At 72.0% G+C, this 22,415-nt stretch carries 21 protein-coding genes; 11 read left to right on the forward strand and 10 right to left on the reverse strand.

The features are described 5' to 3' along the window. Positions 1 to 1,896 (forward strand): AMP-dependent synthetase/ligase (locus OO62_RS33025; RefSeq protein WP_033271406.1); only part of this gene is annotated, 1,896 nt, incomplete at its 5' end. 94 nt (positions 1,897 to 1,990) lie between these two features. Here OO62_RS33025 and OO62_RS33030 read toward each other — a convergent pair. Then, positions 1,991 to 2,362, reverse strand: a complete 372-nt coding sequence (locus OO62_RS33030; RefSeq protein ID WP_033271377.1) for an ATP-binding protein — start codon at positions 2,360 to 2,362, stop codon at positions 1,991 to 1,993. Further along, positions 2,359 to 2,568 carry a hypothetical protein gene (locus OO62_RS33035; protein WP_033271378.1) on the reverse strand — a complete coding sequence of 70 codons (210 nt, stop codon included), beginning with the start codon at positions 2,566 to 2,568 and terminating at the stop codon, positions 2,359 to 2,361. The genes OO62_RS33030 and OO62_RS33035 overlap by 4 nt, the downstream gene beginning before the upstream one ends. Positions 2,569 to 2,685: 117 nt before the next feature. On the opposite strand from OO62_RS33035, the gene OO62_RS33040 reads away from it, so the two are divergent. Beyond that, positions 2,686 to 3,540: a helix-turn-helix domain-containing protein gene (locus tag OO62_RS33040; protein WP_106974932.1), complete on the forward strand. Its 855-nt coding sequence runs from the start codon at positions 2,686 to 2,688 to the stop codon at positions 3,538 to 3,540. Beyond that, complete coding sequence (locus tag OO62_RS38570) at positions 3,518 to 3,748, forward strand: DUF397 domain-containing protein (RefSeq protein WP_078617484.1); 231 nt, start codon at positions 3,518 to 3,520, stop codon at positions 3,746 to 3,748. Before OO62_RS33040 ends, OO62_RS38570 begins: the two co-directional genes overlap by 23 nt. Here OO62_RS38570 and OO62_RS33045 read toward each other — a convergent pair. The 4 genes from OO62_RS33045 to OO62_RS33055 all read right to left on the reverse strand — a co-directional run bounded on the left by OO62_RS33045 (position 3,711) and on the right by OO62_RS33055 (position 7,586). After that, the gene (locus OO62_RS33045; protein WP_129322981.1) at positions 3,711 to 6,359 is read right to left on the reverse strand and encodes a hypothetical protein; all 2,649 of its coding nucleotides are present in this window, start codon (positions 6,357 to 6,359) and stop codon (positions 3,711 to 3,713) included. The genes OO62_RS38570 and OO62_RS33045 overlap by 38 nt on opposite strands. Before the next feature lie 96 nt (positions 6,360 to 6,455). Continuing rightward, positions 6,456 to 6,767 carry a hypothetical protein gene (locus tag OO62_RS33050; protein WP_033271380.1) on the reverse strand — a complete coding sequence of 104 codons (312 nt, stop codon included), beginning with the start codon at positions 6,765 to 6,767 and terminating at the stop codon, positions 6,456 to 6,458. A gap of 17 nt (positions 6,768 to 6,784) precedes the next feature. After that, the gene (locus tag OO62_RS39775) at positions 6,785 to 6,922 is read right to left on the reverse strand and encodes a hypothetical protein (protein ID WP_157850184.1); all 138 of its coding nucleotides are present in this window, start codon (positions 6,920 to 6,922) and stop codon (positions 6,785 to 6,787) included. Between the two features lie 460 nt (positions 6,923 to 7,382). Further along, a complete protein-coding gene (locus tag OO62_RS33055) occupies positions 7,383 to 7,586 on the reverse strand; it encodes a cold-shock protein (RefSeq protein ID WP_033271381.1) in 204 nt (67 codons plus the stop codon). A 249-nt stretch (positions 7,587 to 7,835) separates the two neighbouring features. Between OO62_RS33055 and OO62_RS33060 the strand changes: the two genes are divergently transcribed. Then, a complete protein-coding gene (locus OO62_RS33060; protein ID WP_078617485.1) occupies positions 7,836 to 8,726 on the forward strand; it encodes a menaquinone biosynthetic enzyme MqnA/MqnD family protein in 891 nt (296 codons plus the stop codon). Positions 8,727 to 8,783: 57 nt separating this feature from the next. On the opposite strand, the gene OO62_RS33065 is transcribed toward OO62_RS33060, so the two are convergent. After that, positions 8,784 to 9,857 (reverse strand): alpha/beta hydrolase, encoded by a 1,074-nt coding sequence (locus tag OO62_RS33065; RefSeq protein WP_063739082.1) that lies wholly within the window; start codon positions 9,855 to 9,857, stop codon positions 8,784 to 8,786. A 204-nt stretch (positions 9,858 to 10,061) separates the two neighbouring features. On the opposite strand from OO62_RS33065, the gene OO62_RS33070 reads away from it, so the two are divergent. From OO62_RS33070 to OO62_RS33090, 5 genes are all read left to right on the forward strand, one after another. Next, a complete protein-coding gene (locus OO62_RS33070; RefSeq protein ID WP_033271383.1) occupies positions 10,062 to 11,900 on the forward strand; it encodes a serine/threonine-protein kinase in 1,839 nt (612 codons plus the stop codon). Between the two features lie 122 nt (positions 11,901 to 12,022). Then, positions 12,023 to 13,222, forward strand: a complete 1,200-nt coding sequence (mqnC, locus tag OO62_RS33075; RefSeq protein ID WP_033271384.1) for a cyclic dehypoxanthinyl futalosine synthase — start codon at positions 12,023 to 12,025, stop codon at positions 13,220 to 13,222. Positions 13,223 to 13,229: 7 nt separating this feature from the next. Further along, complete coding sequence (locus OO62_RS33080) at positions 13,230 to 13,817, forward strand: imidazolonepropionase-like domain-containing protein (protein ID WP_033271385.1); 588 nt, start codon at positions 13,230 to 13,232, stop codon at positions 13,815 to 13,817. 83 nt (positions 13,818 to 13,900) lie between these two features. Further along, positions 13,901 to 14,602: a demethylmenaquinone methyltransferase gene (locus tag OO62_RS33085; RefSeq protein ID WP_033271386.1), complete on the forward strand. Its 702-nt coding sequence runs from the start codon at positions 13,901 to 13,903 to the stop codon at positions 14,600 to 14,602. A gap of 219 nt (positions 14,603 to 14,821) precedes the next feature. After that, positions 14,822 to 17,215 (forward strand): PT domain-containing protein, encoded by a 2,394-nt coding sequence (locus tag OO62_RS33090; RefSeq protein WP_129322980.1) that lies wholly within the window; start codon positions 14,822 to 14,824, stop codon positions 17,213 to 17,215. Between the two features lie 45 nt (positions 17,216 to 17,260). Here OO62_RS33090 and OO62_RS33095 read toward each other — a convergent pair whose 3' ends face one another. Beyond that, positions 17,261 to 17,794 (reverse strand): GNAT family N-acetyltransferase, encoded by a 534-nt coding sequence (locus tag OO62_RS33095; protein WP_033271388.1) that lies wholly within the window; start codon positions 17,792 to 17,794, stop codon positions 17,261 to 17,263. A 159-nt stretch (positions 17,795 to 17,953) separates the two neighbouring features. On the opposite strand from OO62_RS33095, the gene OO62_RS33100 reads away from it, so the two are divergent. Continuing rightward, positions 17,954 to 19,261 carry a geranylgeranyl reductase family protein gene (locus tag OO62_RS33100; RefSeq protein WP_051733818.1) on the forward strand — a complete coding sequence of 436 codons (1,308 nt, stop codon included), beginning with the start codon at positions 17,954 to 17,956 and terminating at the stop codon, positions 19,259 to 19,261. Positions 19,262 to 19,399: 138 nt separating this feature from the next. Then, a complete protein-coding gene (locus tag OO62_RS33105; protein WP_033271389.1) occupies positions 19,400 to 19,855 on the forward strand; it encodes a carboxymuconolactone decarboxylase family protein in 456 nt (151 codons plus the stop codon). A 79-nt stretch (positions 19,856 to 19,934) separates the two neighbouring features. Here OO62_RS33105 and OO62_RS33110 read toward each other — a convergent pair whose 3' ends face one another. Then, positions 19,935 to 20,780 carry an ATP nucleotide 3'-pyrophosphokinase gene (locus OO62_RS33110; RefSeq protein ID WP_033271390.1) on the reverse strand — a complete coding sequence of 282 codons (846 nt, stop codon included), beginning with the start codon at positions 20,778 to 20,780 and terminating at the stop codon, positions 19,935 to 19,937. Positions 20,781 to 21,031: 251 nt separating this feature from the next. After that, a complete protein-coding gene (locus OO62_RS33115; RefSeq protein ID WP_033271391.1) occupies positions 21,032 to 21,826 on the reverse strand; it encodes a C40 family peptidase in 795 nt (264 codons plus the stop codon). Positions 21,827 to 22,415: the final 589 nt, after the last annotated feature.

Raw genomic sequence — 22,415 nt, forward strand, 5'->3', positions numbered from 1 at the left:
CCCACCGCAACACCCGCCCCCGCCCTCGTGGAGCCGCAGAAAACCCTGGTCGGCGGCGAGGTCCGGGAAGTTCACGTCCCCCCGCTCGTGCCGCCCGCCCGCCACGGCTCCCTCGCCGACCTCCCCTTCCACAACGCCGCCGTGGCCCCCGCCGACATCGTGCTGGCCCGCAAACAGACCGGCGGCGCCTGGCGCGACATCACCGCCGCCGCGTTCGCCGCCGAGGTCCGCGCCGTCGCCAAGGGCCTGATCGCGCACGGCCTGCGCCCCGGCGACCGGCTCGCGATCATGGCCCGTACGACCTACGAGTGGACCCTCATCGACTTCGCCGCCTGGGCCGCCGGCCTGGTCACCGTCCCCATATACCCCACCTCCTCCGCCCACCAGGCGCGGTGGATCCTGCACGACTCGGCCGCCCGCGCCTGCGTCGTCGAGAACGTCGACGAGACCCGCCTGATCAGCGGCATCCGCGGCGACCTGCCGGCCCTCGACCACCTGTGGCAGTGCAACACCGGCGCGGTCTCCCAGCTCGTCTCCGCGGGCCGCGACCTCCCCGACGAGGCGGTGGACGAGCGCCGCGCCGGACTCGCCCCGCACGCCCTCGCCACCCTCATCTACACCTCGGGCACCACCGGCCGCCCCAAGGGCTGCGCCCTCACCCACGCCAACTTCTTCGCCGAGGTCGACAACGCCGTCGAACTCCTCCACCCGGTCTTCCGGGCGGCCAGTCAGGAGCCCGCCTCCACGCTCCTGTTCCTGCCGCTCTCCCACGTATTCGGCCGGATGGTCGCCGTCGGCTGCCTGCGCGCCCGGGTCCGCCTCGGCCACGCCCCCAGCATCCAGACCGACGACCTGCTCGCCGATCTCGCCGGCTTCCGCCCGACGTTCCTCCTGGCCATCCCCTACGTCCTCGAAAAGGTCTACAACACCGGCCGCGCCACCGCCGAGAAGATGGGCCGCGCCGCCTCCTTCGACCGCGCGGCCCGCATCGCCCGCTCCTACGGCGAAGCCGTCGAGGCGAAGGAACACGGCGACGGCCCCGGCCCCGGCGTCGCCCTCAAGGCCGCTCGCAAGCTCTACGACCCGCTCGTCTACCGCCGCATCCGGGCCGCCCTCGGCGGCAAGGTGCGCTACGCCCTCTGCGGCGGCTCGCCCCTCGGCCACCGCCTCGCCGCCTTCTACACCGGCGCCGGCATCGAGATCTTCGAGGGCTACGGCCTGACGGAGACCACCGCCGCCGCGACCGTCACCCCACCCCAGCGCCCCCGCATCGGCACCGTCGGCTGGCCGCTGCCCGGCACCGCCGTACGCATCGCCGACGACGGCGAGATCCTGCTCCGCGGCGGCCACGTCTTCGCCGGCTACTGGGACGCGGCCCTCGGCGCCGTCCGTCCCGCCACCGACCCCCACGGCTGGCTCCCCACCGGCGACCTGGGCTCCCTCGACGCCGACGGCTACCTCACCATCACCGGCCGCAAGAAGGAGATCATCGTGACGACGGGCGGCAAGAACGTCGCCCCCGCACCCCTGGAGGACCGCCTCCGCTCCCACGCCCTGATCGGCCAGTGCATGGTCGTCGGCGACAACCGCCCCTACATCACGGCGCTGCTCACCCTCGAACCGGACGGCCTGGCCCACTGGCGCCAGATGCACAAGAAACAGCACCTGCCGCTGGCGGAACTCGTCCACGACGAGAGCCTGCTCGCCGACCTCCAACGCGCCGTCGACGATGCCAACGCCCTCGTCTCCCGGGCCGAATCCATCCGCCGCTTCGCCGTCCTCCCGGTGGACTTCACCGAGCAGACCGGCCACCTCACCCCCTCCCTCAAACTGCGGCGGGCCGCCGTCGCCCGCGATTTCGCCAAAGACATAGCGGCCCTTTACGAAAGGACATGACAACGCCTCTGGAGACCGGGCCCCCGGCGCGGCAAACTGGAACCCCGTGTCACCTCTGTGGGGGAGGTGGCGCGGGGCCTGACGTGCGGCGCTGCTACCCGCCGGCGATCTCGCACCAGACGGTCTTGCGGTCGATGCCCCGCAGCACGCCCCACCGCACGGATACGGCCTCCAGCAGGGCCACCCCCCGTCCGCACTCGTCCCCGCCCGCCGCCCGCACCGGCACGGGCAGCGCCCGCGGCTCGGGGTCGGTGACCTCGACCCGGAACCGCCCGCCGGCCGCGCCGCTGACCCGGACGACGACCGGGGTGCCTTCCCCGACGTGCCGGATCACATTGGCGACTATCTCGCTGACGCAGAGCTGGACTTCGGCACCCGGACCGCTGCCCACATACGCACCCACGGCTCGCCGCAGTCCCGCCACCTCCTTGGGTACGGCGAGCAGCTCCAGCCTGAGCGGCTTCACCGCGCCGCGGCCTTACGGAGCGCTTCCGCCAGCTTGTGCGCGGTCGCCGTATTGCAGTTACCGAGCGCGACCAGCGGCGGCAGACCGGGATGCGCCAACCCCGGGAGGTCGACCCCGAGCGACGGCAACGTGATGCCGTTGGCGTGCAGTGCGGCACGGAGGACTTCGGTGCAGTCGTGCACGTCGTCGTGGAGAGAGCTGGGCATGCGGCGTACGCCTTCCTGTGCGCTTGGTGACGAACTGCTCACAGCGTGGCGTCACGCGGCGTAGCGTGGAAGGGAATTGGGTTACGCAGGGCAACTTGCAGAGAGCGGTGGTGCGTTGTGCCTCCTCGTAAAGATCCTGACGCCTCGGCGAGCGTTCCGGCCTTCTACGGAGCCGAGCTGCGCTATCAGAGAGAAGCCGCGGGTCTCACGCTCGAACAGCTCGCGGAGGGCAGCTACCGCGGGATCTCGTTCCTCAGCCAGATCGAGCGCGGTGAGCGGCGGATGCCGGAGGACCTGGCCCGGCACGTCGACCGGAAGCTCACGACGGACGGCTTTTTCGCGCGACGCTGTGAAGATGCCCGGAAGGCGCGCACTGCCGGGAATCCGCAGTATTTCGCGGATATGCCGGACATGGAGAAGGCCGCGACCTCGATCGAGGACTGGGCGCCTGCCGTGGTCCCGGGCCTGCTTCAGACCGAGGCGTACGTGCGCAGGCTCAGCCGGACCGCGAAGCCGTGGGATCGTCCCGAGGACATCGAGGTGAAGGTCCGCGCAAGGATCAGGCGCGCGGAGATCTGGAAGCGCGACGATCGCCCCGCGTACTGGGCGATTCTGCGCGAGGAATTGATCCGCAAGCCACTGCTCCCCGCTGAGCACATGGCCGAGCAGCTGGAACACATCGCTGAGGTGATCCGGTCCACGCGCAGCGTTCTGCAAATCCTGCCGGAAACGACGGCCGCCCATCCGCTCATGATGGGCATGGCCAAGATCATGACCTTCCCGGACGCGCCACAACTGGTCTGGACGGAAGCGGAGTTCAGCGGGCAGGCCATCGACTATCCACCGCTCGTGACGGACTACCGGAAGTCGTACGATCTGCTGAGGGCCGTCGCACTGCCGCCCGAGGCGTCCCTGGCCATCGTCGAGGAAGCGGCAAGGGGTTACCGAGATGAAGCGCAGCAACAGGCTTGACCTGAACTCTGCCCGCTGGCGCAAGAGCAGCTACAGCAACGGTGACGGCGCCGACTGCGTCGAGGTCTCGGACGACTTCCCCGGTCTCGTTCCCGTGCGGGACTCCAAGGACCCCGAGGGGCCGGCCCTGTGCATCCCGGACGGGGCCTGGAACACGTTCATCACGGCCGTCAAATCCGCAGCCTTTTCCCGTCGCGGAGCGCGGTGACCCGGCGTCGCGTCAGGCGGGGCACATCACGCAGGGCGTGGCGGAAGGCGGTGTGGGCGGCCTCGCCCTCCAGCCAGTCGTCGAGGGTCTGCCAGGCCGCCGCATAGCCCGTGGACAGCCGGTGGACCGTCTTCGTGTCCAGGCGCGTCACACCGTCCGCGGCGCGTTCCCGGAGAAGCCGCTGCCCCGCATCGCTCATCGCGTAGGCGCGGGCCTTCGTCATGTCGTCGTGCAGGGCCGCAAGCGTCTCCTCGATCGCCGTGAGGGCCGGCACGCCGTTCGGGGACGCCGTCTCGTCCGGCACCAGCGGGGGCGGGAAGTCCGGCGAAGAGGACGACATCGGCTGGAAGTTGGCCTGCACGTACCGGATGAGGGTCACCCTGTCCTGCCATCTGCGTCTGGACGCGTCCGCGGAGATCCCGTGCAGGGAGTTCCAGAGCTTGCGCTCGGCGCGCAGCCATTCCGTCGCCTGCTGGATATCGACGTCGGCGGTCTCGCTCCGCTGGTTCCAGACCTGCTGCATCACCTTGGCTATTTCTTCGAGCAGCCGGTAGTCGTACTCCCGCAGCTGCTTGTCGGACCGGCTGCTGGGCGGGCTCTGCTCGAAGGCTTCCGCGCTCGGGTAGACCGTCCGGACGAAGTTGTTGAAGAGGGCATTCGGGCGGGTGCCCTTTCGGCGGAGCAGCGCGAGGTCGGGATCCTCGTCGACCATCCACGACCGTTCGACGGCGGCGGCACGCCCGCACGTCGCCTGTACGGCCTGGTCGAGATGGGCGACGGCATAGCGGGCCAATTTCCGTTGCAGGAGCCGGTCGTGGCGATTGGCGTTCATCGCCACGGCGTAGACACATGCGGTGTTGTAGTGGGTGTGCCAGTCGCGACGTGAGCCGATCCACGGCGCGGTGGCGAGCCGCCTGCGGAGGGCCGGGACATCCAGCGCATCCCAGCCGAGCCGACTGCCGGGGGACCGCCAGGAGTATTTCCGCCGCCACTTCTGCGGGTGCGGCATGACGCCGCACTCGGTGCTCGCCCAGGCCAGGCGCAGCGGGGCCCACACCCTGCGGTTGATCTGGAAGGCGCCGCGGGTGACGGAGGGCTGCGTACCGCGCGCGCTCTGGTGGTAGGCGGCCGGCCAGAAGAACCGGGCCCAACTCCACAGCCAGGCGGGCCAGTAGAGCCAGATGCGGGCCCAGGCGTCGTCGGCGGCGAGGCGTGCCGTCTCCTGGAGGGCGGCTCGTTGCATCACCAGGCGCACCGCGGCTTCGTTCTCGCTCTCCAGCGTCTCCCTGAGCCAATCCTGGCCTGCCTTTTTCCGCGCCTTGCGGGGCAGGGAGGCGGCTGTGCCGGGCAGTCCGGCGGCGGCGGGCCAGTACCGTTCCACAAGGATCGGTGTCAGGTGTTCGCGTGTGTGGGCGCCATTGGTTCCGGCGTGCGCGCACCATTGTTCGGCGGTGGTTTCGGACGTGCCGAGAATGATGGAATTGCGGTACCGGAGGCCGAGCATCTCGCGGTGCAGGCGGGGGTGCCGGAAGTAGCGCAGCCGGCGCCAGTGCGGAATCCAGCGGTTCTGCCACAGTCGTTTCCGGTAGCGGCGGGCACTCTGCCCGTCAAGGGTCAGCGCCCGCTGGCAGGTGTCGAGCGCGTCGATGTGCAGGCCCATTCTTTCCTGGATCTCCGCCAGCTCGGCCCGCAGCGCGGCGTTCGTCGGGTCGAGGCGTACCGCCCGGAAGTACTGCTCCAGCGCCTCGTGACAATGGCCGGCGCGGCTGAGTTCGTTCGCCGACTGATATGCCTCGTAGAGCTCCGGCTTGATTTCCCGGCCCCACCACCGGCGCCACGGCGGCAGCCGCCCGGCGCGGGTGACGGGCAACAGCGTGCTGATGATCCAGCTGCCGGCTTTCCGGATGACGTCGTCCCAGTCGCTGCCCCATACGGTCGTCGTACGCGAGCCGCCGAAGAGGAACGCGGTGACGGTGACCGTCGCGCCGTACTGATCCGGCAGCGGGCTTTCGCGGAACTGGAGAATGCCGCTGACCCGGTAGGCCAGTTGCGGGCGCAGCCGGCTGAGCAGTTTCGGCAGCGCCGTCCCCAGCTTCTCGGGATCGATTTCGACGTCGCCCAGCAGGTCCAGAAAGGACTCGGCGGGGGCCTGCGCCGGAAGCGTGGCCGGCGGATACATGCTGCTGTCGGAGAGCCGGTGGCGGAGCCTGGCGGTGAGGTCGGTGTCGCGGGGCTTCGGGGTGCCCTCGGGTGTGGCGTCCTCCAGCTGCTGTACGTCCACCGCGCCGGGCTTGTACGCCAGCCAGGCGCGCGTCGCCCGCCACAGCAGATACAGGACCAGCAGTATCACCAGGAAGACGGCGAGCCGCGTGCCGATGGAGGCGCCTCCGTGGGACCCCGGCTTGAAGACCGCGCCGAGGCCGCCGAAGACCCGGCCCAGGTATCCGACGACCCCGTCGTCGTGCCAGGCCGGACGGCGGGCTCCCGCCGTGTCGAGCGCGGCGAGCAGCCCGGCGAACCCGATGCCGCTCCACACCCACCAGGCCACGAACCGGGGCGCCGGCAACGGTGCGGTCAGGCTGCGTTCGTTATCTGCTCGGCCGTTGAACATGGCGACCACTGCCCGGGTGCTGTCAGGCTCATGCCCTTCCTGACTTCCACGCTACCCACGGTTCCGCTGGTAGACAGGGCAACCAAAAGCGGCGGCTCACCGGGGCGGCAGGGCCACCGCCGTCTGCATCTCGCAGGAGTTGCACCAGAACGCCCAGCCGTTGGCGTCGACGGACCGGGAGCCGCACGCCAGGCACGGGTCGCCGACGAAGCTCGCCGCGACCCAGGTGCCGGCCGTCGCCGCGCGTCGTCCCGCGGTCGCGCACTCCTCGGCGTAGCAGGGGATGCACAGCCCGCCCTGCCGTCCGGGCAGCTTCATCGACCGTATTCCGCAGGTGGCGCACGGCAGTTTGCCGACGTACTCCGCTTCCAGGCCGACCGGCTTCCCGTTCTTGCTCAACGCTGCCACGTCGCCTCTGCCTCCTCTTACGCCAGGACGGTGCCGGTGCCACCGCACCCGGAGCACAGCGTCGTGACCTCGTCGCCGGCCGGCGTCTCCCAGTCCACAATTCCTCTGCCGCCGCAATCGGGGCAGGGCTTCTGCGGGGGCAAGTGCTCGCTCATTCTGCCCACGGTAGGCCGCGTCATGTCGCCATGTGACCACTTTCCGTGATCGCTTCGATACGCGCTCGGTCGGAGGTGTCCCGGGGGCGGGCGCGGGGCACGGCGTGCGGGGTGCCGGGTCGGGCCGCGGCTCGTACGGCTGGTTCCGTACCTCGGTCCGGGGCGTCCCCCGAGCGGTTCCGTACCCGGCCGGGGCCGGTTACCTGCCGGCATTCTTTCCGCGCCGGAGAAAGCCGGTGAGTTCGTTCGGAGAGGGTGCCCGGCGGTGGCCGAAAACGTTCTTAATCCGCTCGTCGGCAAGAGTTCATGCAACTGCCGTTCAAGCCGCCCGGGGCCGGTGCACCTGCAAAGGCGGCGCGGGGAAACAAAAGGCAGGAGCCCCGCTCGCCACCTGAGTGGCGGAGCGAGGCTCCTTGGGTACTACTTAGGTGCGACTCGGAAAGATTCCGGGCCGGGCAACTTACTGCGGGGAAACGTTCTCCGCCTGCGGGCCCTTGGGGCCCTGGGTGACGTCGAAGGTCACCTGCTGGTTCTCCTCGAGGGAGCGGAAGCCGGAGGCGTTGATCGCCGAGTAATGGACGAAGACATCCGGGCCGCCGCCGTCCTGGGCGATGAAGCCGAAGCCCTTTTCAGCGTTGAACCACTTGACGGTTCCGGTAGCCATAAGCCCTCCTTGGGCCAAAGGGTTGCCCTGCTCCAGAACCTGCAAACAAGTCTGAAAACTACAAAAGCCTGCGGGTTACATGCTCCGCAGGCTCTGTACTGCAAGGGAAACCAAACTGCAACTTGCGCTGAGCCTAGCATGGTGGACTCGTGAGGCGGAAGAGCCAAAGATCACGTTTAACCGTCAGCACTAACGTCCATAGGTTGCCCCGCCGCGGCGGGGCGAGCGTGGCAGGTCTAGCCTCCGCATGTGGACAATTCAACCTTCGGAGACGCACCCGCAGGAGCCGACGCCGATCACCGTCGCAGCCGGCCGCGAGTGGGCCACATCCAGTTCCTGAACTGCCTGCCCCTTTACTGGGGCCTCGCCCGTACGGGCACCCTGCTCGATCTGGACCTCAGCAAGGACACGCCCGAGAAGCTCAGCGAACAGCTGGTCCGCGGCGAGCTCGACATCGCGCCGATCACGCTCGTGGAATTCCTGCGCGCCGCCGACGACCTCGTCGCCTTCCCGGATCTCGCGGTGGGCTGCGACGGCCCCGTGATGTCCTGCGTGATCGTCTCGCAGAAGCCGCTCGACCAGCTCGACGGCGCCCGGGTCGCGCTCGGCTCGACCTCGCGGACGTCCGTCCGGCTGGCCCAGCTGCTGCTGGCCGAGAAGATCGGCGTGCGGCCGGACTACTACACCTGCCCGCCGGACCTCGGCCTGATGATGCAGGAGGCGGACGCGGCGGTGCTGATCGGCGACGCCGCGCTGCGCGCCAATCTGCACGACGGGCCGCGGCTGGGCCTTGAGGTGCACGACCTCGGCCAGATGTGGAAGGAGTGGACCGGGCTGCCCTTCGTTTTCGCCGTCTGGGCGGCCCGGCGCGACTACCTGGAGCGTGAACCGGTCGTGGTGCGCAAGGTGCACGAGGCGTTCCTCGCCTCCCGCGACGTGTCCCTGGAGGAGGTCTCGAAGGTCGCCGAACAGGCGGCGCGCTGGGAGACCTTCGACGAGCCGGTGCTGGAGCGGTACTTCACCACGCTGGACTTCCGGTTCGGGGCCGAGCAGCTGCGCGGCGTCACCGAGTTCGCCCGGCGGGTCGGACCGACCACCGGGTTCCCGGCCGACGTGAAGGTCGAGCTGCTCACGCCGTAGGGCCCCTCTGCTCCTCGGCCCCGGCCCTCGGCCCCCCCCCGGCCCTCGGCCCCCCGGTCAGGGCCTGTGCCTGCGGCCGGGGTCCCGATCGCCGGGCCGGGCCCCGGCCGGCGGCCCGGCGGTGTACGTGCGGTCCGGGCGGCCCTCGGGAGCCGGGCCGCGCAGCACTTTGCCGATCGCCTCCAGGCTCGCCTCCCGCATGCCCCTGACGTACCCCTTGGCGTTGTGACCGGCGCCCTGGATGACGTGCAGAGCGGCCGTGACGGGTCCCTTGGCGTAGCGGCGGATGAAGCGCTCCAGGTTGGCCCGGCCGCGTTCCTCCGTCCCTATCTGGAACTGGAGGTGCAGGGGCGGGGCGCCGGCACGGGCGGACAGACGCGCGGCGAGGCGCTCGGGGTCGTTCGCGCGCCGCTCCTTCTCGTGGCCCCGCCAGAGCGGCGAGTCCGGGCGGATGTCCGGCCCGCTGGCGAGCACCGCCCGGAAGCGGTCCGGATGCTGCAGCGCCATCTTGAGGCCCACGAAACCGCCGGACGAGGACCCCATGAGGGCCCAGCCGTCGCGGCTGGTGAACGTCCGGAAGGTGGCTCTGACCAGGTCGGGGACGTCGTCGGACAGCCAGGTGCCGATCTTCGGGCGGCCCGGTATGTCGCTGCCGTCGTAATAGTGGCGCGGGTCCGGGTTGAGCTGCGGCATGACGAGGACGAACGGCTTGCTGCGGCCCAGCGCGGCCAGGTCGGTGACGGCCCGCTGGAGCCCGAGGCGGGGGCGGTTCCAGTAGTTGGCGGGGTAGCCGCGGCCACCGGGCAGCGCGATCAGCACCGGGAAAGCGCTGTCGCGGTAGCGCTCCTGGTAATACTCCGGCGGCGCCCAGGCCCACACCTTGCCGGTGAAGCCGGACTTCGTCCCGTGGAGCGTGGTGACGCCGATCCTGGTGCCGTCGGCGAGGGTGCTCGCCGTACGGAACGCGGCCCGCTGGTGGCCCGCGAGCGGCCGGCCGAAAGCCATCGGCTTCCCGGTGTCGGGGCAGACGTTCCCGTATTTGACGACGGGAAAGAGGACGAGCCCCAGGGCGGCGACGACCGCGCCGAGGAGCCGGGCCCGTTTCCTTCGCTCGGGGTGGGGCACGGGCACGGGTTCTCTCCGGGCGGGCGGTCTCGCTGCCGCGCGGGCGGCAGCCGCCCCGGTGCCCGCCGGCCGGCGGTGGCCGGACCGGCGGAGTCCTGGGGCGGGATGGTCGGTTACCTCCTGTTTGAGGGGGAAAGCAGCTGACGGGTTCAGGGGGCCCGGCATGACATGGGTCATAAGCTGGGCGCGCCGTATCAAGGGGGAGGCGCCATGGAGCCGCTGGCAGCGGACGACCCACGGGTCCTGGGCGGGTACCGGCTGCTCGGCCGGCTCGGCGCGGGCGGGATGGGCCGGGTCTTCCTCGGGCGCAGCGCCGGTGGCCGTACGGTCGCCGTCAAGGTCGTCCATGCGCACTTCGCCGTCGACGACCAGTTCCGGGCCCGCTTCCGGCGGGAGATCGAGGCGGCACGCCGGGTGGGCGGCGCCTGGACCGCGCCCGTACTGGACGCCGATCCGGACGCCGGTGTTCCGTGGGTCGCCACCGGCTATGTCGCCGGGCCCTCGCTGGCCCAGGCCGTCACCGAGGCCGAGCCGCTGGCCGAACACTCCGTCAGGGCCCTCGGTGCCGGACTGGCCGAGGCGCTGGCGGCGGTGCACGCGCTCGGGCTGGTGCACCGGGACGTCAAGCCGTCCAACGTGCTGCTGACCCTCGACGGGCCGCTGCTGATCGACTTCGGGATCGCGCGGGCCACGGACGGCACCGCGTCGCTCACCTCCACCGGGGTCTCGGTCGGTTCGCCCGGCTACATGGCGCCCGAACAGATCCTCGGCAAGGGGGCCGGGGGCGCCGCCGACGTGTTCTCGCTCGGCGCGGTGCTGGCCTTCGCGGCGACCGGCAGCAGCCCGTTCCGCGGTGACTCGTCCGCCGCGCTGCTCTACAAGGTCGTCCACGAGGAACCCGAACTCGGCCCCCGACTCACCGGTGAGCTGCGGGAGGTGGTGGCCGGCTGCCTCGCCAAGGACCCCGCGCACCGCCCGGCGCCGGCCGAGCTGGCGGCCCGCCTCGCGGGGGACGGCGGCGGCGCGGCCGGCCTGGTACGCGCCGGCTGGCTGCCCGGCCCCCTGGTGGAACGCGTCACCCGTCAGGCGGTGGAGCTGCTGAACCTCGACGCGGGGACCGGGGGAGGGGAATTCGGGCCGCCGGATCCTTCGTACGGGGTGGGTTTCGGCGGTGCGGGGGCCGGCGGTGAAGCGGCCTCGGGCCTGGTGCCGTTCGACGCGCCGGCGCAGCTCCACGGGGCGGAGGGAGCGGTGCCGCCGGGTGCGCCCTGGCCCGTCGCCGGAGCGACCGGTGCCGCCGGCCACCCGCCGACCGGGGCCGGAGCGGGGCACACCCCGGCCGGGGCCGGAGCGGGGCACACCCCGGCCGGGGCCGGAGCGGGGCACACCCCGACCGGGGCCGGTCACCCGCCGACCGCCGCCCGGATCGCCGATCTGCCCACCGGGGCGTCGTCGCCGACCGCCGCGAAGGAGCGGCGGATCGCGCTGTCCGGCGCCGTCGGGGGCGCGGCCCGCCCGCGGCGGGTGAGCTGCACGCTGGTGCTGTCGGTGGCCGGTGCGCTGGCCGCCGCGACGACCGCGGCGTTCGTCTTCCAGCTGATGCCGGGGCTGGGCGGCAACGCCGACCGGAGCCAGGCGGGCGCCGAGCCGCCGGGCGGCCGTACGCCGTCGGCCCGGCCCTCCGGCCCCGGCGGCCGGCCCGCCGTCGGCAAGCCGTTCCTCGGCACCTGGACGGGCAGCATCACCACCTCGCACGGCATCCCCAACGGCACGATGACCAGCACCATCACGGCCGGCGGCAAGGGCGACTACGTCATCCGCACCACCTACGACGCGGTGCTGGTGCGCTGCGAGGCGAAGGCGAAGCTGGAGTCGGCCACCCCGAGCCGCCTGGTGCTCGCCGAGCGGCCGGACGGCCGGCAGGGGCCCGGCTGCACCGGCAACAAGTCCCGTGTGACGTACACGCTCGCCAAGGACGGTGCCTCGATCGCGTTCGCCTCCGACGACCCCGCGGGCGGCTCGCCGAAGGCCACCCTCACGAAACACTGAGCGGGCCCCCGGGGCGCCGCGCGTCAGCCTCCGGACAGCCCGGCCCGGCCGCCAGCGAAGCCGTCGGAGGGCTGACGTAGGCTGGTTCAGTCGTGATGCCCGCCTGCGAAAGGGACGCCCCGGTGACCGAGAACGCCGACCTCCAGTCCGTACTCGACCGCGCCGCGCAGGGCGGCCGCATCACGCCGGAGGAGGCGCTCGACCTGTACCGCTCCGCGCCGCTGCACGCGCTGGGCATGGCCGCCGACGCCGTACGCCGCCGCCGGTACGCCGGTACCGAGCACATCGCGACGTACATCATCGAGCGCAACATCAACTACACCAACGTGTGCGTGACGGCCTGCAAGTTCTGCGCCTTCTACGCCGCGCCCAAGGACACCGCCAAGGGCTGGACCCGCGACCTCGACGACATCCTGCGCCGCTGCGCGGAGACCGTCGAACTGGGCGGCACCCAGATCATGTTCCAGGGCGGCCACCACCCGGACTACGGCGTCGAGTACTACGAGAAGCACTTCTCGGCCATCAAGAAGGCGTACCCGCAGCTGGTCATCCACTCCCTCGGCGCGTCCGAGATCGAGCACATGGCCCGGATCTCCGGGGTCTCGGTCGAGGAGGCGATCCAGCGGATCCACGCCGCCGGCCTCGACTCCTTCGCGGGCGCGGGTGCCGAACTCCTCCCCGCCCGCCCCCGCAAGGCCATCGCGCCGCTGAAGGAGTCCGGCGAGCGCTGGCTGGAAATCATGGAGGCGGCCCACCGGCTGGGCGTCGAATCCACCTCCACGATGCTGATGGGCACCGGCGAGACCAACGCCGAGCGGATCGAGCACCTGCGGATGATCCGTGACGTGCAGGACCGGACGGGCGGCTTCCGCGCGTTCATCCCGTACACCTACCAGCCGGAGAACAACCACCTGAAGGGCCAGACGCAGGCCACGCTCTTCGAGTACCTGCGCATGATCGCCATCGCGCGGCTCTTCCTCGACAACGTCGCCCACATCCAGGGCTCCTGGCTGACCACCGGCAAGGAGATCGGCCAGCTGTCGCTGCACTACGGCGCGGACGACCTCGGCTCGATCATGCTGGAGGAGAACGTGGTCTCCTCGGCCGGCGCCAAGCACCGCTCCAACCGTATGGAGATCATCGACCTGATCCGCAAGGCGGGCCGGGTCCCGGCGCAGCGCGCGACGACGTACGAGCACCTGGTCGTGCACGACGACCCGGCCGACGACCCGGTCGACGACAAGGTCGTCTCGCACTTCTCCTCGACCGCCATCGAGGGCGGCACGGCCCACCCGGAGCTGAAGCTCGTCGAGGCCAAGTAGCCGCCGGATGCTGACACTTCACCGCGTGCGGGGGGTCCGGGCGGTGCCGGACGGCCCCCTGGCCCCCGGGCACGCGGTCGTCGTCGACGGCACCCGCCTCGCCGCCATCGGCCCGTACGAGGAACTGGCGGCGGCGTACGGCACGGGGGCCGCCGGAGCTCCGGGCCGGGCCCGGGTCCGCGAGTGGGACGGCATCGTCACCCCCGGCCGGCACGAGCCCGACGGCGCGGCGCTGCTGGAGGCCGCCTACCACCCCGACCCGCGCGAGGCCGACGCACTGGGCAGCGAGCCGCTCACCGGCGAGGCGCTCGCCGCCCTCGGCAGGAGCGCGGCCGGTATGCCCGAGTCCCGCTGGGGCGCCAGCGCCCGCCGCGGACTGCAGCGTCTGCTGGCGGCCGGCACGACCTCACTGACCGGCCCGTTCACCCGCCCCGCGGTCCGTACGGCCGTCCGGCGCTCCGGCCTCCCGGAACGGCCCGGCCCGGGCCCGCGGCCGCTGACCGTCGGCGGCCCGGCCACCTTCGCGATCATCGCCGACGACGGCACCGCGCTGGCCACCGTGGTGGCCGGCCGCCTCGTCCACCGGCGCCACTGACCCCCGGTCGTCGGGACAGCGGCCCGGCGCCACTCGGCGGTGCCCGGTGCGGGCGTCGGCCGCCCACGGTGGACAATGGCCGGGTGACCCGAGCATCCCTGGACAAGCAGCCGCACGAAGTCGCCGCGATGTTCGACGACGTGGCGGCACGGTACGACCTCACCAACGACGTGCTCTCCCTGGGGCAGGCGCGGCTGTGGCGCAAGGAGGTGGACCGTGCGGTGGACGCACGGCCCGCCGAGCGGGTGCTCGACCTCGCGGCCGGCACCGGCACCTCCTCCCTGCCGTTCGCCCGCACCGGTGCGTACGTCGTGCCGTGCGACTTCTCCGTCGGCATGCTGGGGGAGGGCAAGAAGCGGCACCCGTGGCTGCCCTTCACCGCTGGTGACGGGACCCGGCTGCCGTTCGCGGACGGGGTCTTCGACGCCGTCACCATCTCGTTCGGGCTGCGCAACATCCAGGACACCGACGCGGCGCTGGCCGAGCTCTACCGGGTCACCAAGCCCGGTGGCCGGGTCGTCATCTGCGAGTTCAGCGAGCCGACCTGGGCGCCCTTCCGGACCGTGTACACCGAGTACCTGATGCGCGCGCTGCCGCCGGTCGCCCGCGCGGTCAGCAGCAACCCGGACGCGTACGTCTACCTCGCGGAGTCCATCCGCACCTGGCCCAACCAGCCCGAACTCGCCGCCCGGATGCAGACCGCGGGCTGGCGCAAGGTCGCCTGGCGCAATCTCACCGGTGGGATCGTGGCGCTGCACCGGGGCACGAAGCCGCTCGGGGAGTGAACGGCGGCGCCGTTGAGGGACGGCGCCGGTAGCGGGGGCCCGGCCCGAGGGAAACGGGGCGGCGGTCAGGTTTGGCGGGAACCGTGCGTGCAGCAGTGGTGTCTGTACGTACGTTCATCCGCGGCAGCCGTTCGCACTGCCCTTGATCCTCCGGAGCCCGCCTTGTCGTCGTTCTGCCCGGACTGTGGTTCTTCCTCGCCGCCCGAGGCGCGTTTCTGCATGGGCTGTGGACGGGAGCGGCAGCCGGCCGGCCCGGCCGTGGCGGACGGGGCGCCACCACCCCCGGCGCAGCCGCCCACCCTGCCGGTGCAGCCTCCGGCCTCGCCCGTGGGTGCGCTGCTCTCCCGTACGGCGAAGGGCGACTGGGGCGCGGCGCTGAAGGTCGCTGCCGGGCCGACCGCGCTGCTGCTGGTGCTCGCCTCCGTCGCGGCGCTGTTCCTCGCGGACAAGGCGCACTCGGGCGGGCTCGGCTGGGGCGTACGGATGCGGATCGCGCTGGCGATGCTGCTCCAGGGGGTCGGCGGTGGGGTCAGCCTCTCGGGGAACGCGTCGGCGTCGCTGGAGGCGTTCGGCGAAGGGCTCGCCGGCGAGGTGACACTGTCGCTGGTGCCGCTGCTGGTCACGGCGGCATGGGCGGGCGTGCTGGCGTTCGCGGCCCGGCGGTTCGTGGCGGTGCGCCCGGGCTCCCCGGCGCAGGCGCGCCCGGCGGCCGCGGCAGGTGCGACGGGTGCGGGGCCCGGCGCGGGGACTGCCGTACTCGAGGCCGTGCTGCGGGTCGCCGTGCTGTGCGGCGCCGGCGCCTTCGTTCTCGGGCTGCTGGCGCAACCCTCCTACGACGGGGTCGAGTTGTCGTCCGCGCCGTTCCGCACGCTGCTGTGGTCCTTCCTGCTGTCGGCGGTGGTGTGCGGCGCGGCGGTGGGGCGTGGCGGGGCGGGGGCCTGGCTCGCCGCCCGGCCGGGATGGCGGGCCGCGGTGGGGGCACTGCGGACCGCGCTGCTGGCACTGCTGGTCGTCGTGACGCTGGCCGGTGTGGTCACGGTGGTGGCGGTGCTCGCCACGGAGAAGCAGGACCTCGACGGCGGGGCGATCGTCGCGATGCTGGTGCTGCTGCCCAACATCGGCGCGCTGGCGCTCGCGGCGGCCTGGGGCGCGCCGGTGACGGCCGAGTGGAACCTCCCCGGTGTCCCGTTCATCGGCACCTCCTCCGGGCGTGAGTCGCTCGGGTACGGCGAACTGGGGCACCTGGGCGGCGGCTGGGTGCTGTTCGGGGTGATCGTCGGCGGCGTGGTGGGTGCGCTGCTGGTGGGCTTCCTGGCCGTACGGCGCAGCGCCGAGCGCCGCGAACAGCTGCTGGCCGCGGGCTTCTTCGTCGTGTCGCTGATGCTGCTGGTGCCGGCCGCGGGGGTGAGCGCGACGGCGGTGTTCCGTGACGGCGGCGGCAGCGGCGGTGGGTACGGGCCCGGGTCCGGCGACGCGTACGGTTCCGGGTTCGGCGGTGGCTACGGAGGGGCGTACGGCGGCCATGTCGCCGGGGCGCACGGCGAGTTGGGCGCGAGCGGTGCGGAGACGCTGCTGTTCGCGTTGCTGTGGACCTTCGGCGCGGTGCTGGTCATGCCGTATCTGCTGCGGATGGTGGGGCGCGGCAGTGGGCCGGCCACGTCGGCCGTTCCGCCGGCCCCGTACGCCGCACCTGCCGTTCCGCCGGCCGCCGCGTACGACACCCCGCCCGTCGCGTACGACACCCCGGTGGTGCCGCCCGTCCCGGCGACCCCCACTGCCCCGGATCTCCCGGCGCTGGTCCCGGACGTCACGCCGCCCGCCCCGGCCCCGGTCCCCCCGCTCGCCCCGGCCGAGGAGCCGGCCCGGCCCCCGCGCCGCGTGCTGAAGTGGGTGGCGATCGGGCTGGCCGCGTTCCTGGTCGGCGGTGGCGCCACCGCCGGTGCGCTGTACGTCAAGGACCACGGCGGCAGCAGTCACCGTGCCGACCGGGCCGACAAGCCGTCCGGGGCCACCACGGGGGCGCCCGGCCCCGGCCCGTCGGTGGCGGCCTCCCCCACGGCCACCGCGAGCGGAAACCCGACCCTCGACCCGAGCGGGAACCCGACCGGCGCTCCGAGCGGGAACCCGAGCGGCGGCCCGACCGGCGGCCCGGAAGCCGCCCTGCCCGCCGGCTTCGTCCAGAAGTACGACCCCAACGGCTTCTCGCTCGCCGTGCGGCGCGACTGGGAGCGCTCGCCGAAGGGCACCCAGACCGACTACAAGGCGCCCGTCGGCGAGCAGTACCTGCGCATCGGCGTCATCGCCAACACGCCGCAGTCGTCGTACGACAACTTCCTCAGCATGGAGAAGGGCGCCAGGAAGCGGGTCGACTACCAGCGGGTGGAGATGCGGAAGAACACCTTCCAGGACCGCCCGGCGGCCCGCTGGGAGTTCACCTACGTCAATGACGCGGGGGACACCGTGCACGCCGTCGACCAGGCGTATGTCGCCGCCGACGGGACCGAGTACAGCATCTATTACGAGTGCCTGGAGGCGCTGTACGACCCGGACAACGACCAGGTCTTCAGCACGGCGCTGGCCACCTGGTCGGTGAGCGCCACGGACGTGGACTGACCGGGCCGCCCCCGCTCCCGCACCCCTACGGCACGGCCGGCCCGCTCACAGCTCCAGCCGGTGGCAGTAAGCCGTCCGGTTCTGCCCAGGGGGGAGCACCGTCTCGGCCCGCCGCATGCCCAGGCGCCGGGTCACCGCCATCGACCGTTCGTTGCGGGCGTCCACCACCGCGACGACGTGGCGGACGCCCGCCGCCCGTACGGACGCCAGCGCCGCCTCCGCCGCGGCGGAGGCGTACCCGCGGCCCCAGTACGCCCGGCCCAGCCGCCAGCCGATCTCGATCTCACCGACCGGGCCCCAGTCCCGCGGCCACGGCTGGGCGCCGGTGAAGCCGATGACCGCACCGTCCGCCGGGTCCACCAGGGTGTACAGGCAGAAGCCCAGCTCCGCGTGGTGCCGGCGCTGGCGCGCGGTGAGCTCCTCGTAGACCGAGAGTTCGGCGGGGGAGCCGCCGAAGAACTCCATCACCTCGGGGTCGTTGAAGACCCGGTGCCAGTTCAGGGCGTCCTCGTCGGTGGGGACCCGCAGTTCGACGGCGGGCAGCGCGGGGGGTGCGGTCGCAGGCTTCGCGGTCTTCATGGGACAACCCTTCAGGTTCTGATCACCAAGGCCCCCATAGACTGCACATGCCCGGTGCCGGTCGGCACCCTGATATCCAGATATCGACTTCCGGGAGTCCACGCCGTGACCGAGTCCGCGTCTGCGTCCGAGTCCGCATCCGAGTCCGAACCCGCGTCGGTGACCGGCTCGCAGGCCGGTTCCGGGACGACCGCCTCCTCGGAGCGCACCGCGGACGTGATCGTCGTCGGCGCCGGCCCGGCCGGTTCGGCGACCGCCTACCACCTCGCCAAGTCCGGTCTGGACGTCCTCCTTCTGGAGAAGACCGCGTTTCCGCGCGAGAAGGTCTGCGGCGACGGCCTCACGCCGCGCGCGACCAAGCAGCTGGTCGCGATGGGCATCGACATCTCCGAGGAAGCCGGCTGGCTGCGCAACAAGGGCCTGCGGATCATCGGCGGCGGCTCCCGGCTCCAACTGGACTGGCCGGAACTGGCCTCCTTCCCGGACTACGGTCTCGTCCGCAAGCGTGACGACTTCGACGAGCAGCTGGCCCGGCAGGCGCAGAAGGCCGGTGCGCGGCTGTACGAGCGCTGCAACGTGGGCGCGCCCGTCATCGACGAGCTGACCGGCCGGATCACCGGTGTGCACGCCAAGCTCGGCGAGGAGAAGACCCCGGTCACCTTCCACGCCCCGCTCGTCGTCGCCGCGGACGGCAACTCCACCCGGCTGTCGCTGGCGATGGGGCTGCACCGCCGCGAGGACCGGCCCATGGGCGTCGCGGTCCGTACGTACTTCACCTCGCCCCGGCACGACGACGACTACCTGGAGTCCTGGCTGGAGTTGTGGGACCGGCGCGGCGCCCAGGACCGGCTGCTGCCGGGCTACGGATGGATCTTCGGCATGGGCGACGGCACGAGCAACGTCGGCCTCGGCATCCTCAACTCCAGCTCCGCGTTCCGGGAGCTGGACTGGCGCGAGATCCTCAAGGCGTGGTGCGCGTCCATGCCGGAGGACTGGGGCTACACGCCGGAGAACATGACCGGGCCGATCCGCGGTGCCGCGCTGCCGATGGCCTTCAACCGCCAGCCGCACTACACCAGGGGCCTGCTGCTGGTCGGTGACGCGGGCGGCCTGGTCAACCCGTTCAACGGTGAGGGCATCGCCTACGCGATGGAGTCCGGCGCGATCGCCGCCGAGGTCATCGTGCAGGCGCACGCCCGCGCCACGTACGCCCAGCGCGAGCTGGCCCTGCAGCGCTACCCGAAGATCCTCAAGGACACCTACGGGGGCTACTACTCGCTGGGCCGCGCCTTCGTGAAGCTGATCGGCAACCCCAAGGTCATGCAGATCGCCACCCAGCGCGGCCTGACCCACCCGCTGCTGATGCGCTTCACCCTCAAGATGCTCGCCAACCTCACCGACCCCACGGGCGGCGACGCGATGGACCGGATCATCAACGGGCTGAGCAAGGTGGCGCCCCGCTCGTGACGCCCGGCCGGCGCCGGCCGGGGTGGCCCGACGCCCGGCCCGGCCGCCGCCGGAAAAAAATATCGGCCCGTCCCGTCACACTCTCCGGCCGGGATCCGTCAGTGCGGTAACGACGAGATCCTGATGAGGAGAGCAGTGATGGAAGCACGTATGAAGAACCCCGCGGTGGTCCTTCCCGAGGCCATGCAGCCGCTTCTCGACGTGGTCAAGGCCACGCGGAAGGCCGGGGTGCCGGAGGAGACGCTGGAGCTGGTGCACCTGCGGGCCAGCCAGATCAACGGCTGCAGCTACTGCGTCGACGGCGGCGTCAAGAACGCCCGTAAGGCGGGCGTCAGCGACGACAAGCTGTTCGCGGTGGCGGCCTGGCGGGAGGCGCCGTACTTCTCGGACGCCGAGCGCGCCGCCCTCGCGCTGACCGAGGCGTCCACCCGCCTCGCGGACAGCTCCGACCCGGTGCCGGACGCCGTCTGGGACGAGGCCGCCGACCACTTCGACGAGCAGCAGCTGGCGGCGATCATCCTCACGATCGGCGTCACCAACCTCTTCAACCGGCTCAACGCGACCACCAGGCAGCCGGCGGGAGCGGGCTGGTAACAGCCGGATCCGTTCCGTGGGCCGGCCGGAGCCGGGCGCGTGTCCCGCGCCCGGCCCCGGCGTTTCCCGGGGGAGGGAGCTACGAGACGCTCCCGGGCGCCGACGCCGGTGCCGGCAGCCGGCGCGCCGGGTCCGGTGCGGGCAGCCGCCGGGCGGGGGCGGTCAGCTGCTCGGCACCCGGAGGCACCGGTACGGCCGCGAAGATCGCGTCCTGCTGCGCCTGGAGTTCCCGCACCCTCTCGGGCGAGGTGCCGGGCAGCCGCTGCTCCTCGTAGAGCTTGTGCGTCTCCAGCTGGGCCCGCTTGCTCTCCGGGGTGTGGAACTGGACCTCGAAGAGCTGGCCGGAACGGGGCGCGCGCCACGCGGCGTTGATGCCCTTGTAGCCGGGGCGGGTCCAGGTGTTGGACCAGCGGGTGGAGTCGTTGCCCCACACGGCCAGCAGCCCGGACGCGGTGGTGACGCCCTTGCTGTACTTCCCCGCGGGCCACTGGAGGGTGAAGCGCACCGCGTCGTTGACGGTACCGAGCGCCTGGTCCGCGGTCTGCCCGGGATTCTCCCGCAGCTTGGTGGCGACCTTGCGCTTGAGCGAGTCCGGCGACTTCAGCCGCTGGTCGAAGCCGATCAGGGCGGCGTGGCTGATGACCGCGGCGGTGCGGACCTGGGGGCTGATGGCACGCTCGGCGCGGCGGGCGCGCGCGACGAACGCGTCCACCGTCTTGTTGTCGGCGGCGCTCAGCGCCAACCCGTCCTGGTGCCAGCCCCCGTCGTGGTCGCTGCCGGTGGCCGGCGCGGTGGCGGCGGGCGGCGGGACGGCCGGGACGGCGGCGGTCGCGGCGGCGGTGGCGCCCAGTCCGAGGGCGGTGGCCAGGGCGGCGGCCGTCGCGGCCCGGCTGACGAGGCGGGAGGCGGTGCGTCGGTGGTTCATCGGTGCGCGGGTCCCTCTCTCTACGGATGCCGCACGGCGCCCACGGGGGGTGGGTGCGGCACATGGCGAGAGGTGCAACGGCGCGCAGGGGGCGTCGGTAGCTCCCGGAGCGGTCCCGGGGCCGCTACCTGGCTCGATCGTGGCGCCGTACGGCGCGAATCTGCCGGCGTACGGGCCGGATACGGCGAAGGACCGCCGCTCCCGGGCGGCGGGAGGGCGGTCCTTCGTGCGGAACCGAAGAGGCGGGGGTCCTACAGGACGCGCACCGCGCCGGTCGGCATGTCGTAGCTGAGCGGACGCTCGACGATGCCGGTGCTGGGGTTCTGGGCGCCGATGAAGTTGCCGTTACCGACGTAGACGCCGACGTGGTAGGCGCTGCCCGCGCTGCCCCAGTAGAGGAGGTCGCCGACCTGGAGGTTGTCCAGGCCGACCTGGGTGCCCGCGGTGGACTGGTCCTGCGAGACGCGCGGCAGGTCGATGCCGATCTGGCTGAACGCGGCCTGGGTCAGGCCGGAGCAGTCGTACGACGAGGGGCCGCTGGAGCCGAGCACGTACGCCTTGCCGAGCTGGGCCTTGAGGAAGGCGACGAGCGTGGCGGTGGAGCCGGTGGCGGACGACGGGGCGGACAGGGTGGTCCGCTCGGCGGAGCGCGAAGCCCGGGCCTGCGCGGCCTCCTTGGCCTTGCGCGCCTCCTCGGCCTTCTTCTTGGCCTCGGCCTTGGCCTTCTTCACGGCCTCGGCCTTGTGCTTCTCGGCGGCCTTGGCGGCCTGCGAGAGAGCGGTGTCCTGGAGCGCCTGCCGCTCGTAGTTGAACGCGACCTGCTCGGCGGTGTCGGCGCTCCGGGCGGCGCTGGTGGCCAGCGCCGTCGTGATCGTCGGCATCTCCTGCGTTTCGGAGACGGGCTTTTCCGCGGCGTTGGCCGGCACGGTGGCGCCGGTGACCGCGAGAGTGAGGAAGCCACCGGTCACGCCCGCGCGCAGCGCCCGGGAGGACGCGGAAGGACGGCGGGGCTTCCGGTGGCTGGGTATGAGTGCGTTCGGGGACATGGCAATAACGGCTATCAGGAGCCCGAGGTTGCTGCCAAGAAAGGTGCAGTGCGCCACACTTGACGCGTACGCGACGAACAAAAGGGACTTTTGGTCGCCGGCCGAGCCGACGGCGGGATGTCCGTATTTCGCGATCATGTTCCTACGCACGGCATTTGCTGCTCAGTGCGGGCTCACAAGGCGCTTACCACTTCTTCACGCGCCACGCCAAGGCTTCCCGGGCGTCAAGGACTTAGCCCCCTAAATCGCGTGGGATAGGTCACTCTTGAGTGTCCGTTATGTTCCCGTGACCCGACGCCGCGGCTCGCTCGTGAACGGGGGCACGTACCGACGATCACGGCCGGGTCACGAGCGGGTCACGCCGACGGCCGCCGCCCCTATAGCAGTTGGGGGAGTCCAACACCAATTTGCCTGTCGGGCCGACCAGTTGATATTGGCCAAACGCGCCTGACCAGCGGCAACCCAGGAAATTGTCACCTCTCGTGATCACTCGCGTGCTTCACGTATGAAGATCACCGCTCATCCGACTTCATGATCCTTCGCCGGGTGGTGGAGATCACAAAGGCGTTGTTCACCCCCGTGTCGCAGA

The organism is Streptomyces lydicus (assembly GCF_000717345.1).
GTDB classification, from domain to species: Bacteria; Actinomycetota; Actinomycetes; order Streptomycetales; family Streptomycetaceae; genus Streptomyces; species Streptomyces lydicus.

Coding starts and splice junctions, on each gene's coding strand:
- OO62_RS33035 (WP_033271378.1), bottom strand. CDS start 2,568: ATGCCCAGCTCTCTCCACGACGACGTGCACGACTGCACCGAAGTCCTC.
- OO62_RS38570 (WP_078617484.1), top strand. CDS start 3,518: ATGAAGCGCAGCAACAGGCTTGACCTGAACTCTGCCCGCTGGCGCAAG.
- OO62_RS33045 (WP_129322981.1), bottom strand. CDS start 6,359: ATGTTCAACGGCCGAGCAGATAACGAACGCAGCCTGACCGCACCGTTG.
- OO62_RS39775 (WP_157850184.1), bottom strand. CDS start 6,922: ATGAGCGAGCACTTGCCCCCGCAGAAGCCCTGCCCCGATTGCGGCGGC.
- OO62_RS33055 (WP_033271381.1), bottom strand. CDS start 7,586: ATGGCTACCGGAACCGTCAAGTGGTTCAACGCTGAAAAGGGCTTCGGC.
- OO62_RS33070 (WP_033271383.1), top strand. CDS start 10,062: ATGGAGCCGCTGGCAGCGGACGACCCACGGGTCCTGGGCGGGTACCGG.
- OO62_RS33080 (WP_033271385.1), top strand. CDS start 13,230: ATGCTGACACTTCACCGCGTGCGGGGGGTCCGGGCGGTGCCGGACGGC.
- OO62_RS33090 (WP_129322980.1), top strand. CDS start 14,822: ATGGGCTGTGGACGGGAGCGGCAGCCGGCCGGCCCGGCCGTGGCGGAC.
- OO62_RS33095 (WP_033271388.1), bottom strand. CDS start 17,794: ATGAAGACCGCGAAGCCTGCGACCGCACCCCCCGCGCTGCCCGCCGTC.
- OO62_RS33105 (WP_033271389.1), top strand. CDS start 19,400: ATGGAAGCACGTATGAAGAACCCCGCGGTGGTCCTTCCCGAGGCCATG.
- OO62_RS33110 (WP_033271390.1), bottom strand. CDS start 20,780: ATGAACCACCGACGCACCGCCTCCCGCCTCGTCAGCCGGGCCGCGACG.
- OO62_RS33115 (WP_033271391.1), bottom strand. CDS start 21,826: ATGTCCCCGAACGCACTCATACCCAGCCACCGGAAGCCCCGCCGTCCT.